At 55.6% G+C, this 12943-nt stretch carries 10 protein-coding genes; 4 read left to right on the top strand and 6 right to left on the bottom strand.

The genetic code is table 11. From position 1 onward, the window contains the following. Window positions 1-6 precede the first annotated feature (6 nt). From accB to WG219_17925, 5 genes are all read right to left on the bottom strand, one after another. On the bottom strand, window positions 7-465 hold the full coding sequence (gene accB / locus WG219_17945; protein WXL25165.1) for an acetyl-CoA carboxylase biotin carboxyl carrier protein: 459 nt from the start codon (window positions 463-465) through the stop codon (window positions 7-9). Window positions 466-487: 22 nt separating this feature from the next. Further along, complete coding sequence (gene aroQ, locus WG219_17940; protein ID WXL25164.1) at window positions 488-937, bottom strand: type II 3-dehydroquinate dehydratase; 450 nt, start codon at window positions 935-937, stop codon at window positions 488-490. Window positions 938-1058: 121 nt separating this feature from the next. Continuing rightward, window positions 1059-2831, bottom strand: a complete 1773-nt coding sequence (locus WG219_17935; protein ID WXL25163.1) for a protein-disulfide reductase DsbD — start codon at window positions 2829-2831, stop codon at window positions 1059-1061. 142 nt (window positions 2832-2973) lie between these two features. Next, on the bottom strand, window positions 2974-4938 hold the full coding sequence (locus WG219_17930) for a methyl-accepting chemotaxis protein (GenBank protein WXL25162.1): 1965 nt from the start codon (window positions 4936-4938) through the stop codon (window positions 2974-2976). Window positions 4939-5044: 106 nt separating this feature from the next. Beyond that, the gene (locus WG219_17925; protein ID WXL25161.1) at window positions 5045-6676 is read right to left on the bottom strand and encodes a PleD family two-component system response regulator; all 1632 of its coding nucleotides are present in this window, start codon (window positions 6674-6676) and stop codon (window positions 5045-5047) included. Between the two features lie 302 nt (window positions 6677-6978). On the opposite strand from WG219_17925, the gene WG219_17920 reads away from it, so the two are divergent. The 4 genes from WG219_17920 (at window position 6979) to speA (ending at window position 11350) form a co-directional block, all read left to right on the top strand. Then, complete coding sequence (locus WG219_17920; GenBank protein WXL25160.1) at window positions 6979-8040, top strand: DUF2333 family protein; 1062 nt, start codon at window positions 6979-6981, stop codon at window positions 8038-8040. Window positions 8041-8043: 3 nt separating this feature from the next. Continuing rightward, window positions 8044-8580 carry an NUDIX hydrolase gene (locus tag WG219_17915; GenBank protein WXL25159.1) on the top strand — a complete coding sequence of 179 codons (537 nt, stop codon included), beginning with the start codon at window positions 8044-8046 and terminating at the stop codon, window positions 8578-8580. A gap of 269 nt (window positions 8581-8849) precedes the next feature. Further along, the gene (locus WG219_17910) at window positions 8850-9221 is read left to right on the top strand and encodes a translation initiation factor Sui1 (protein ID WXL25158.1); all 372 of its coding nucleotides are present in this window, start codon (window positions 8850-8852) and stop codon (window positions 9219-9221) included. Window positions 9222-9436: 215 nt separating this feature from the next. Then, a complete protein-coding gene (speA, locus tag WG219_17905; protein WXL25157.1) occupies window positions 9437-11350 on the top strand; it encodes an arginine decarboxylase in 1914 nt (637 codons plus the stop codon). A gap of 60 nt (window positions 11351-11410) precedes the next feature. On the opposite strand, the gene WG219_17900 is transcribed toward speA, so the two are convergent. Beyond that, window positions 11411-12685: a tetratricopeptide repeat protein gene (locus tag WG219_17900; protein WXL25156.1), complete on the bottom strand. Its 1275-nt coding sequence runs from the start codon at window positions 12683-12685 to the stop codon at window positions 11411-11413. Window positions 12686-12943: the final 258 nt, after the last annotated feature.

Here is a 12943-nt window from a genome sequence, read left to right as displayed (position 1 = left end):
GGGACATCAGACGATGGTGAACAGAGGCTGGTCGTATTCAACCGGTTGGCCGTTTTCGACCAGGATGGATTCGATGGTGCCGCTAACTTCAGCTTCGATGTGGTTCATCATCTTCATGGCTTCGACGATGCACAGGATGTCACCTTTCTTAACGCTCTGGCCGACTTCAACGAAGTTGGCAGAGGTTGGGCTGGCCGCGCGGTAGAAGGTGCCGACCATCGGCGAGCGAACAACGTTGCCGTTGAGCTTTGGAGCTGCCGGAGCTGCAGCTTCAGCCGCCGCAACCGGTGCAGCTACAGGTGCTGCAGCAACAGGTGCAGGAGCGTAGATCGGTTGTTGTACAACGGCCGCTTGCTTGCTGTTACGGCTGATGCGTACGGATTCTTCGCCTTCACGAATTTCCAGCTCGTCGATGCCGGACTCTTCCAGCAGCTCGATCAGTTTTTTAACTTTACGAATATCCATAGTGATTCAACTCCCAGTATGGTCAGGGGCGTTTAAGTTCAAGTTGTTCAATTGCAGCCTCCAAGGCCAGTCGATAACCGCTGGCGCCAAGGCCGCAGATCACTCCTACAGCTACATCTGAAAAATAGGAGTGATGGCGGAAAGCTTCGCGTTTGTGCACGTTGGATAAATGCACTTCGATGAATGGGATGCTCACCGCCAGCAATGCGTCACGTAATGCGACACTTGTATGCGTAAAAGCAGCCGGATTGATCAGGATGAAGTCCACGCCTTCGCCCCGTGCCGCGTGGATACGGTCAATCAGCTCGTACTCAGCATTGCTTTGCAGATATTGCAGGTGATGGCCGGCCTCACGTGCTCTGCGCTCAAGATCCAGGTTGATTTGTTCCAGTGTTGTGGCGCCGTACACGCCCGGCTCACGAGTCCCCAAGAGATTTAGGTTGGGGCCGTGCAAGACCAGAAAGGTTGCCATGTTAAAGGTTGTCCTTATTTTGTGCTGCGCCGGACTATGCCTAGATGATAACGACGTGTCCAGTTCTCAGCAAAACTCAGCACGATGACTGACGTTTGCGGCAAATATATGACTGCTTGCCCTAAAGAAGTTCCCGCGCGCGTTGTAAGCGCGCTGTGAAGTCTGCGGCATCAATCTCACCTACGACACGCAAATCTTGTAGTTCGTCACCCTTTTTATTGAATAGCTGGATGGCAGGCGGTCCGAACAGTTTGTAGCGGTCTAGCAGGCTGCGCTGGGCAGCATTGCTTTCTGTTATGTCAAAACGCAGCAGTTGGTAGTCGCTCAGTAATGGGCCGACAACTGGCGAGCTAAACACTTGGCGTTCAATGACCTTGCAGCTGATGCACCAGTCTGCGTACCAGTCGAGCAGAACAGGCTGGCCGTTGGCTTTTGCTGCATTCAGGGTTGCGTCCAGCTCTGCAGGGGTGGTGATGGTTTGCCATTGGCCTTTGCTTGCGACGCTCTGGCTGGCTTGTGCTGCTCCTGTTGCGTGGCCCAAGGGTTGCAGTGGGTCGCTATTGCCTTGCAGGGCGCCAACCCAGGCAACAATGGCGTAGACCAGAAATGGCAGGCTGATGACGTGAGCAAATTTCTGATGATGGGTTTTGGGTGTCAGCTCAAGGGCGCCAAGCCACAGGGCAACACCTGCCGCCAATAGGCCCCATAGCGCGAGGCTGACTTGGCCGGGCACCACTCGCTCCAGTAACCAGATCGCCACGGCCAGCAGTAAGGCACCAAAGAAATTGCGTACGACTAGCATCCAGGGGCCTGACTTCGGCAGCAGGGCGCCGCCGCCCACGGCGAATAATACCAGTGGAGCCCCCATACCTAAGCCCAATGCCAGTAGCTTGAGCCCTCCGCCAAGAGCGTCCCCACTGGAGCTGATATAGAGCAGCGCTCCGGCCAGCGGTGCGGACACGCAAGGGGAAACCAGTACGCTGGATAAGACACCCAGAACTGCTGCACTGCCTAGCGTTCCGCCAGATTGACGCTGGTTTAGCCGCTGTAGCGGGCCGTCGATGAACGCTGGCAGGCGTAACTCCAGGAAACCCAGGCTGGCGAATCCGAAAAGGGCGAAGAACAACGCGAATGGCACCAGTACCCAAGGCGATTGCATGCGTGCCTGCAGATTCAGTTCGGCACCGAACAGCCCCATCAGTGCGCCAAGGATGGCAAAGCTGACCGCCATCGGCAGGACGTAAGCCAGGGAGAGGGCTAAGCTGCGTGCCCCGCCGGGACTGCCGCGCAGAACCACTCCGCTGAGAATCGGCAGCATGGGCAGAACGCACGGCGTGAAGGTCAGCGCCAGACCACCAAGGAAGAACAGGACCAGGTCCTGCCAGCTCCAGCCTTTACCGGTTGCTGTGGTAGGTGAGCTAAGTGTGCTGGTGTCGCCGATATCGAGAACGTTGGTTTCAGGTGGGTAGCACAGGCCTTTATCGGCACAGCCCTGAAAGCCCACCTTGAGTTTGAATGGTTGGTTATCTGGATTATTTAACGGTATGTCGATATCCAGAATTTCGTAATAGACCTCTACGTCGCCGAAGTAGTCATCTGTCTTAGCCAGCCCGGCGGGCAGTGTCGGCTGGGCTTTCAGGATGCCGGCCGGTTCACTGGCAAAGTTCAAGCGATGGCGGTAAAGGTAATAGCCTGGCGCTGCAACAAAGCGAATCTTTGCCGAATCTGGCGTACTGCTGACCAAGCTGAGTTTGAAGGCTTCGCCGACTGGCAGAAAGTCAGCGCTGTTGTTCAGTGTCGTGCCCAGCTGAAGAGGGGCATTTGGCCGCTCGAACAGGCTGGCTTGAGCTGGCAGCATGAACACAAACAGGATCAGGCAGAGTAATCGGCGCATAGCAGGCTCGTCAGACAAAAACTTCCCCATCATAACGGAGCTGAAGTCTGGAGGCATGCCCGACAATGCAAGTGGGCGTGTCGGGATGCCAGACGGTCAGCGACCGTCTGTCGCAGTTGGCCTCTGTGCCAGCTCGTTCGTCTCAGACCCTGAACGCTTGTACTGCAGCATGGAGTTTGCTGCCGAGTTGGAGCAGATGTTCGCCTTGATGATGACCTTCGGCGATGCGCTCCAGATTGTCGCTGCCCAGTTCATTAATGCGTTCGCTGTGTTCGCGAATGTTGCCAGCTGCACTGGTTTGTTGCGCTGTGGCTACAGCAATCCGCTCAGCCATATGGGAAATGGTATGGATCGCCGTCACGATTTCATCCAGGGCACCATCGGCCGCTTGAGCGTGACCTGCGGTTACTTCGGCATGCACGACTTGGTTACGCATGGCGTCGAGGGAGTGCAGTGCGGCTTGCTGTAAGCGCCCAATCAGCGCTTGAATTTCTGCGGTAGCTCCACTGGTGCGCTGTGACAGAGAACGCACTTCATCAGCCACTACGGCAAAGCCCCGGCCAAGCTCGCCAGCGCGGGCCGCTTCGATGGCGGCGTTGAGGGCGAGTAGGTTGGTTTGCTCAGCGATGCCGCGTATGACAGTAAGGACATTGCCGATGGTGGCAGTTTCTTCTGCCAGGTTTTCAATAGCCTGTGCATTGCCCTGTACCTGCCCAACCAGATCATGCAAACCGGTCAAGCTTTGGTTGATCACGTGCTGACCGTGCTCCAGCGCATCGGTGGCGCTGCGGCTGGCTTGAGTCGCTTGGGTTGCATCACCGGCGACTTGTTGGATGCTGGCTTGAAGCTCTCCCAATGAGGAGTGGATCAGGCTTGTGTCGTGGGTTTGCCGTTGCGCGCTGCTATGCAGGTTGCCACTCATGTCGGCCAGAGTACGGCTGGAGCCAAGAACTTCTTCAGCGTGACGGCGAATGGTGCTGACCAGCTCCACAAGATAGGTACGCAGCCGGTTCAGCGACTCCTCAATGTCTTGAAGCTCTCTGACTTTGCTGTTGAGGCGTATGCTCTCGGCGAAGTCGCCTTGGGCCCAAGTCGAAAGGGCTGGAACCAAGTGGGTGAGGGTGCGGTTGAGGCGGCGCTGCACTGTGTCGATAACCAAGGCGATCAGAACAATAATGCCAATCATAAGAATAAACAGTGTCTGCACTTCGTTCTGGATGCGGTTGTGCTCTGCTCGTACCAGCGGCTCTAGTCTGGCCAGGCTTTGTTGAACCTGCTCAATATGGGTGTTGGTCACGTTAGCGAGATCCAGGCGCTGTTGAATGAGGCTGCGGGTGCGCTGTAGTTCGGCTGGATATCGGGCGATTAGACTGCTCAACTCGCGTTTTAACTCAACTCCTTTATCGGTCTGCTGGGTTTCTTCGGCACCGGTTTCTAAGCCCAGCAAACTGGAAAAGCTGCTAGCGGCACTGCTGCGATCGTCTGCAATTCGCAGCAGCGGTAGATCGATGATTGTTTGAGCTTGTTTATTCAGGGAAGCCAGCTCACGTTCGACTTCTTCCATGAGTTCATCTCGCCCACTGTGGACAAACTTGTCACGCGCATGGGCAAGTCGGGTTAGGTGTTGTGCTGCAACCAGGAGCGGTCGGTAGTAAAGGCTGGCCTCTGTAGCATTGGCGCTATCTGCGTAGCGTTTGAGTTGCTCAAGGGCGGTGCCGGTCTCTCGCTCGGACTGAACGAGCAGCCCTTGAGGGTCACCTGAGAGCTTACCTACGGCCAGCAGGTCGTTAGCGGCGAAGCTCTTTAATGAGGTGAGCGTAAGTTGAAGGTCTTGGCTCAACTGCTCGGGCAGGGACAGGATGGCCTGATCCACGGCATCGAGAGACAGCAGGGCGCTGCTGTGGTGCATGGCATCGCCGTCAAGAAGGTAGTTGCGAACATTGTCGGCTACTTCATTCTGAAACTGCTGGGATAGATTCAGGTAGTTCGACATCAGCAGATAAGGCCGCTCAAGGGCGCGTTGTGACCACCATAGGGTGGTGCCAAGAGCGATACAGGCTGTCAGTAAAAGAAGTGTATTGAGGTTGGTGAGAGATTTCAGGCGCATAGACTCGACCGGTAGCGGTGCGGGGATCCGCCGCTATCCGGCGGATTAAGTCTATGAATTTATTGAGGTTATATGACGCTCGAATGACGGCTCGATGAAAATGAGGCTATGAGCCATTATTTTCTGGTGTGCATGCACAGACCTGATTGCGCCCACTGTTCTTGGCCCGATACAGCGCTTCGTCTGCCAATTGTGACAGGTGTTTACTGTCCATTCCTGCGCCCAGCTGTGCGACGCCGCAACTGAAGGTGCAGGACAAATCGTGGGGGGAGGCGGAGAATTGAACCTCTGCAAAACGCTTGCGGATTTCATCCATCACCTTAGCTGCCGAGGCAGCATCAGTGTCGGGCATGATGACGGCAAATTCCTCTCCGCCATAGCGGCCAATATGATCGGTCTTGCGTAGGCGTTGCTTAAGGAACAGGGCCAGGCTTTTGATCACGCGGTCGCCCATGGGGTGGCCGTAGGTGTCATTAACCTTTTTGAAAAAGTCGATGTCGATCATCGCGAAGCTCAGGGGCTGGCCTTCACGTTCGGCCCGCAAACGGGCATCTTCCAGCAGTTGCAGGGTGTGGGTGTGGTTGTACAGGCCGGTTAGGCTGTCACGAACCATGCGCGCTTTGAGGTTGCGGGCGCGGGCTGCACGGTTGCGCACGGTAGCGATGAGGTGACGAGGCTTGATTGGCTTGGTGAGGAAATCATCACCGCCTTCACTCATGGCATCCAGTTGTTTGTCCAAGTCGTCCTCTGCTGAGAGGAAGATGATTGGCACGCTGACATAACGATCATTGTGGCGGATAACCTGAGCCAATTCAGGCCCGCTGCATTCGGGCATATACATATCGAGAATGATCAAGTCCGGCTGGAACTCAGCCAGGTGATCCATGGCCTCGATGGGGGCGGTCAGGGTGCGGGTGATGATTCCGGCGCTGTTAAGCACGCGCTCAGTATGGGTAGCTTGGGCACGGGAGTCATCAACGATCAGCACTTTGTATGGGTCGTACTGGGCATTATGGGTCAGCACTTCGAGGCGTTCGAACAGATTTGAAGCGTCCAATGTGCCGGTAAAAAACTCGCGTCCACCGACGCGCACGGCCTCAAGTCGTGTGCGTGTATCGGTGTCTTCCAGGCTGAAGAAAAAGATTGGAATCTTTGGCTCCAGACCTTCCTGCAGGCTGCGGGCTAAGTGCAGTCCGCATTGGGGGCCGGAAAAGTCCACATCCATTACGATTGCGGCGGGATGACGCTCCGTCATGGCATGCCGGAAGGCATTAGCGCTGTCCATTACCACGGAGTGCATACCGAAGAACTCTAAGCGCTGCACCAGTTGCTCAGCCCGCTCAGGGTGATTGAGCGCTATATAAAGTGGTTTGCGCAGGGGCGGCAGAACCACTTGCTCAAGTCGGTCGCTGTGGCGAAGTCCTGTGCGAGATAGGCGCTGCATCAATAGGTTAATACGTACGATCAGGTCGCTGTTTAGGCGTCCTCTGTTGTCGCTGACTTGTTGCAGGCAGGTGTCCAGTTCGTGAGCCAAATGGTAATGGTCCATCTGCTCAAATCGCTCGGCATAGCGCTGCATTACTTGGACGGCATCCCGGAGTTCGGTAAGTCCGGACTCATTCCATTCGGATTGTTGCAGGCGTTGCCACACCTCAAGGACCAAGCGAGCCTGATGAATCACGCGCTGGGCAAAGTGCTGCTTCAGGCGGTCGTGGCTTGGCTCTTCACTTTCGATCATGGGGTGTCATCTGTGTATGGGGTGATGGCTAATTGATGGCCATGCTAGCACTGTCAGGCAATTTTACTAGGTGCGTTTAACTATTGGCGTCGGCATTTTGTCTATTCAATCATGCCAAGGCTAACCGTCGAAGCGTGCTAACGTGTTCTATACGGCACTGCGTTAAGACTGGAGTTCACATATAGTCTCTATACTTCATGTTTCAACTCTGATGACGGTCTGCTGTCAAATTCATTCAGAATGCTGTGCTCGATGATGTAGTAGGGTGCTGTATCGCTATTTCAGTAATAAAGGAAATTCCCATGCTGGACTGGAAGAATCGTACGGGTGCTGCGTCAGCGGGCGCGGCTGAGTCCAAACCTAAGCGCAGTGGCGGCTGGATCGGCCGTACAATCGGCGGTTTGTTGGGGCTCTATTTACTGGCTGCCGTGATTGTGGGCTGGTACTGGAGCCTGGAGCCGGAGCCATTTTCGGTTCAGGCCAGTGCAGAAGAGCTGGCGCAATCACGCCAGCAGAAGCTGGTTAATGGCTACACCACGGTTGCCACACTGCGCCATGTGGTCAGCACGCTGTTGAACAAGCCGGGTGGCTACCTGAGTAACGACCTGGCGCCTCCAGGCCTGTGGCTGGATAACATGCCGAGCTGGGAATACGGTGTGCTGGTGCAGGTGCGTGATATGTCCCGTGCGCTGCGCAAAGACTTCGCGCGCTCACAGTCGCAGTCCACTGAAGACCCTGATCTGTCCAAGGCCGAGCCGCTGTTCCACTTTGATAACAAAAGCTGGGCACTGCCGGCCTCTGAAGCCAAATACGCCGAGGGCATCAAGGCGCTGGATAGCTACCTCGCGCGGTTGGGGAATCCTGACCGCAATGAGGCGCAGTTCTATACCCGTGCTGATAATCTGAATAACTGGTTGGGCGATGCAGCTACCCGTCTGGGCTCGCTGTCTCAGCGCCTGTCGGCCAGTGTGGGTCAGGTGCGCCTAAACACCATGGTGGTTGATCCTGCGCTGGAGCGTATTAATGCTCAGTCCGATGTAGTCGAAGGTTCAAGCTACGAAACACCTTGGATGCAGATTGACAACGTGTTCTACGAAGCACGTGGCCAAGCCTGGGCATTGATGCACATGCTGCGCGCTATCGAAGTCGACTTTGCTGATGTGCTGGCGAAGAAAAACGCCACCGTCAGCGTGCGTCAGATCATCCGTGAGCTGGAGTCCGCCCAGGAAACGCTCTGGAGCCCGATGGTGCTTAATGGCAGCGGCTATGGCTTGCTGGCCAACCACTCGTTGGTCATGGCTAACTACATCTCCCGTGCCAACGCTGGTCTGATCGACCTGCGTCAGTTGCTCTCCCAGGGCTGATTGATGCCTTGGTCCGATGCCGAGGTGGCGCACCGCGCTGCCTCGGATTGCGAACGCGTTGCCTGGGTAGATGAGCACGATCGCGTGCTCGGGGCCCTAACGCGCAGTGAGCTGCGCGAGCGTCGTCTGATCGGGCGCTGCACCTTTATCCTGCTGTTCAACAGTGCCGGTGAGCTGTGCGTCCACCGCCGTACCCTAAGCAAGGCGCTGTATCCCGGTTATTGGGATGTTGCTGCTGGTGGGATGGTGGATGAGGGTGAGAGTTATGCCGAGTCCGCTCGCCGTGAGTTGGCTGAGGAGTTAGGCATTGAGGGTGTCGCGCTTAACGATTACGGTCGCTTCTTTTACGACGGAACAGAAAGTCGTTTGTGGTGTGGTGTATTCGCCGCTGTGTCAGATGCTCCTCTACGCCTGCAGCCTGAGGAGGTGCTGGAAGCTCGTTTTATCAGCCTAGAACAACTGCGTAACGAACTTACTTCCGGGTTCTGGTGCCCTGATTCTGAGCGGGCTTTGCAGCACTATCTGGATAGCCGGACTTAATCAGCTCCAGCGTGGAAACAACAGCCAGCCTGAATTTGTGCATTAAATTCAGGCTCAATGTGCGGCATCCTGCACAGCGTCGCGAATCCGCCGTTTAATGGCGCATTTTTACACTTAGCATTTGTAGTTTTTGCCGGTACACTGCGCCGCCTTCAAGCCCTGCACCTGTAGGGCGCGCTGCCCCTGCCAGAGTGGGGCTTCGCGGTCGATGCGCCCCCAGGCTCTATCATCGACCAATCGCTATCCTGACCCCTTTGAGGAACCGGCCGGTGGTCAAGAAAGCTTCTTCATTTGCCGCACTCAGCGGCCTGGTGTACTCCACCGATGGCGGTCGGCATTGCCCTGACTGTAGCCAGCCTGTGGGCGCCTGTATCTGCAAACAGAGCCAGATTCCCGCTGGTGATGGTATTGCCCGTGTGCGTCGCGAAACCAAAGGCCGCGGCGGTAAAACGGTGACGACCATCACAGGTGTCCCACTGGCCGAAGAACCCTTGAAAGAGTTGGCCAGTGCGCTCAAAAAGCGTTGTGGCTGTGGCGGTGGGCTCAAAGATGGTGTGATCGAGATCCAGGGCGATCACGTCGAGCTGCTGCTGGCTGAGCTGGTCAAGCGGGGCTTTAAAGCGAAAAAGTCGGGCGGCTGAGGCTGTCTCGCAGCAGTGAATCTTCAGTCCTTTGCGTTGGCATAGCTGAGTGCTGGCGGTTTGGGGAGAGTTCGCTGGTGTGGACTGCCTGCTATGGTTCCGCTAACTAAACTTCTCCGGTCGGATGGCTGTCCATCACCGGGTAAATGTCATTTCTGCCTATTATTTTGTTGTCACCCATTTTATGGGGGACTCACGTCATACAGGAGACTCCGATGTCTGCACAACGCACACGCAAGGACGATGGTAGCCAGTGGACCGTGGCGGACAGTCGTAGTGTCTACGGTATTCGCCATTGGGGCGCAGGCTATTTCGCGATCAATGAAAAGGGCCGGGTCGAAGTACGCCCGAATGGGCCACAGAGCACGCCGATTGATCTTTACGAGCAAATAGCCGAACTGCGCGAAAGCGGTTTGAGCCTACCGCTGCTGGTGCGTTTTCCGGATATTTTGCAAGATCGCGTGCGTCGCCTCACCGGTGCATTTGACGCCAATATCGCTCGCCTGGACTACCAAGCTCGTTACACCGCGCTGTACCCGATCAAAGTTAACCAGCAGGAAGCGGTGGTGGAGAACATTATCGCCACTGAGAATGTTTCCATCGGTCTAGAAGCCGGTTCCAAGCCGGAGCTGATGGCAGTGCTGGCGCTGGCGCCTAAAGGCGGCACCATTGTTTGTAATGGCTACAAAGACCGCGAGTTTATTCGCCTGGCATTGATCGGGCAGAAGCTCGGACACAACGTCTTTATCGTGATCGAGAAAGAGTCCGAGGTCGAGTTTGTGATTGAGGAGGCGGCCGAGCTTAAAGTCGCTCCTCAGGTCGGTTTGCGCGTTCGTTTATCGTCGTTGGCATCGTCGAAGTGGGCCGATACTGGAGGCGAGAAATCCAAGTTTGGCCTGTCTGCGGCACAGCTTCTGTCCGTGGTTGAGCGTTTCCGTGCGGCTGGCTTGGATCAGGGCATTCGCCTGCTTCACTTTCACATGGGCTCGCAGATTGCCAACCTAGCGGACTACCAGCACGGGTTTAAAGAGGCCATTCGTTATTATGGTGAGCTGCGTGGGCTGGGCCTGCCGGTTGACCATATCGATGTGGGCGGTGGTCTGGGGGTGGATTACGACGGTACCCATTCACGCAACGCCAGCTCAATCAACTACGACATGGACGACTATGCAGGTGTTGTCGTAGGCATGCTCAAAGAGTTCTGCGACGCGCAGGAGTTGCCCCACCCGAATATCTTCTCGGAGAGTGGCCGCTCCCTGACCGCGCACCACGCGATGCTGGTGGTGCAAGTTACCGACGTTGAAAAACACAACGACGAAATTCCAGAAATTGAGGACATCACCAGCCTGCCTCAAGTGGTTCAGTACCTGGTCGAATTACTTGGCCCGACCGATTTGGAAATGGTCACTGAGACATACTGGCGTGCGACCCACTACATGAGCGATGTGGCGACACAATATGCCGATGGCAAACTCACTCTGCGGGAGAAGGCTCTGGCAGAGCAGTGCTACTTCGCGGTATGCCGTCGCTTGCACAACTCACTCAAAGCGCGTCAGCGCTCTCATCGCGTGGTGCTGGATGAGCTGAACGATAAGCTGGCAGACAAGTACATCTGCAACTTCTCGGTGTTCCAGAGCCTGCCGGACACGTGGGCGATTGGCCAGATTCTGCCGATCATCCCGCTCAATCGTCTGGACGAAGAGCCGATGCGCCGTGCTGTGTTGCAGGACCTGACTTGTGACTCCGATGGCAAGATCCGCCAGTACGTGGACGAGCAGAGCATCGAAACCAGCTTGCCGGTGCATGAAGTCCGTGAGGGGGAAGATTACCTGCTGGGCGTATTCTTGGTGGGCGCCTATCAAGAAATCCTGGGTGATATGCACAACCTGTTCGGTGATACCGACTCGGTGAACATTTACCAGAGCAGCAATGGCAAGGTGTATCACGCTGGGATCGAAACCCACGACACCATCGAAGACATGCTGCGTTATGTGCACTTGTCGCCGGACGAACTGATGACGCATTACCGCGACAAAGTGGCTGGCGCCAAGATCAGTGTGCGTGAGCGCGCCCAGTTCTTGGATGCTTTGCGTCTGGGCCTGACTCGTTCGTCATACCTCTCGTCATGAACATGTCCTGACTGAAAAAGCCCCGCAATGCGGGGCTTTTTCATATGTGCAGCGCACAGCTTATTCCTGACGGGCTTTCAGGCGGATATCGCCTGATCCTGACTCAATCAAGTGTGCATAACGTGCTGGCAGATGGGCTCGTACTTGTCCGTTGCTGACTGTTGCTGGATAGCTGCACAGGCGCTTTCGCTGAGTATCAGTTCCTACTTTATCCAGCCTGTAGAAATGCCATTCCACATGCGTGCCTTCGGGAAGCGCTGTTGGCAGGCTGAAGAACGGTGATCCTTCGGCGTAACCCACATGGAAGTCCGCAGGTGCCGGGCCATCGGGAAAGGGCGGTGCGTCAAGAAAGCCGAACACGGAGTCGTGTTGTAACAGCGATTCGCGAGCATATGGCCATACCAGTTGGCGTAAGAAGTATTGGTCGGCGAAGTGGGTGGAGGTCATGGGCTGCTGGGCAAACAGCTCGAGCAATTCGTCCAGGTTGGGCAGCGCCCCTGCAACACAGCCCCACAATCCTGCGAGCAGCAGCTCGGTATGGCTGGCGCTGTCGCGCATGGCGTGGAATCGCTTGCCACTGCTTACCCACAGTTCAACAGCTTGGGCTTCACGCTGCGAAATGACCGAGTCGGCATCTCGAAAAAGAACCCTATCGAGATTGGGTTCAGACAATGCCAGGAAGCGCCACATAGGGCCAGGCCAATGGCGAGCTTGTTCATCGACATAGCGCACCTGAGCTCCAGCGTTCCGGAGACGCTGGACAATGTTGGCCGGGACGCTGTCATCAATATAGAAACGGCAGGTCCAGTTTGGGTAGATCGTCGGCTGTTCCTGAGCATTGATGATCGCGGTCTCGCAATATTTTGAGTCGCGGCCGAACAGGGAAAATGCAATCAGGTTGCGGCCTCGGCTTTGATTGCTTGGGGGCGCAGGCAGCACGGTCACTTCAGGTGCAGGCAACGGGGCAGGGGCCGAGAACATTTCGTTGCGTAGGGTCAGGGCTTTTAGTCCGAAAGCTCGCACCTGGTCCCATTGTTTCAGCGCACCATGGGCGTGAGACAGCGCATCAAACAGAGCAAGAGACTTGGCGCCGAGGTTCAATGCTCGGTTTGCGTATTCAATTGCTGACTCCCAGCGCTCCAACTTGATGCAGTTTACGGCTGCATCAATCCAAGCCGGTGCCAGGCGGGGATTGATCTGGGTGGCGCCCAGACAGGCCTCCAGCGCCAGCTGATGGTGACCTTCGCTATAAGCGCGTCGGGCTCTCTTTTCGAATGATTCCAGCGCGAGTTGTTGTTTGTTAATTGAGCCTCTTTTAGAGGAAGCCTTTTTCATTAATGACCTATTTCAACGACTAAATAAACCCAACTTTCCAGTTGCTCTCGATAAGAATCGTATGAGTACTATTTTGGCTGTCTTATTGTTTTGGTAATTGTCTTTTTTCCAGCTGGAGAGATGACTTTTAGTTTTGTTGGTATGGTGGATTTAAGTAATGAATAGGTCTTTAGGATAAGTCTGATGTTGGATTTTATATATTTTAATTAGCATCGGAGGTTTTCCCGTGGTTGATTTATCGATAAGTGGTATCACGGG

It is taken from the genome of Pseudomonas mendocina (assembly GCA_037482215.1).
Taxonomy (GTDB): domain Bacteria; phylum Pseudomonadota; class Gammaproteobacteria; order Pseudomonadales; family Pseudomonadaceae; genus Aquipseudomonas; species Aquipseudomonas mendocina_E.
This window is presented reverse-complemented; position numbering and strand designations above follow the sequence as displayed.

Coding starts and splice junctions, on each gene's coding strand:
- WG219_17900 (WXL25156.1), bottom strand. CDS start 12,685: ATGAAAAAGGCTTCCTCTAAAAGAGGCTCAATTAACAAACAACAACTC.
- WG219_17935 (WXL25163.1), bottom strand. CDS start 2,831: ATGCGCCGATTACTCTGCCTGATCCTGTTTGTGTTCATGCTGCCAGCT.
- WG219_17925 (WXL25161.1), bottom strand. CDS start 6,676: ATGATCGAAAGTGAAGAGCCAAGCCACGACCGCCTGAAGCAGCACTTT.
- aroQ (WXL25164.1), bottom strand. CDS start 937: ATGGCAACCTTTCTGGTCTTGCACGGCCCCAACCTAAATCTCTTGGGG.
- accB (WXL25165.1), bottom strand. CDS start 465: ATGGATATTCGTAAAGTTAAAAAACTGATCGAGCTGCTGGAAGAGTCC.
- WG219_17930 (WXL25162.1), bottom strand. CDS start 4,938: ATGCGCCTGAAATCTCTCACCAACCTCAATACACTTCTTTTACTGACA.
- WG219_17920 (WXL25160.1), top strand. CDS start 6,979: ATGCTGGACTGGAAGAATCGTACGGGTGCTGCGTCAGCGGGCGCGGCT.
- speA (WXL25157.1), top strand. CDS start 9,437: ATGTCTGCACAACGCACACGCAAGGACGATGGTAGCCAGTGGACCGTG.
- WG219_17915 (WXL25159.1), top strand. CDS start 8,044: ATGCCTTGGTCCGATGCCGAGGTGGCGCACCGCGCTGCCTCGGATTGC.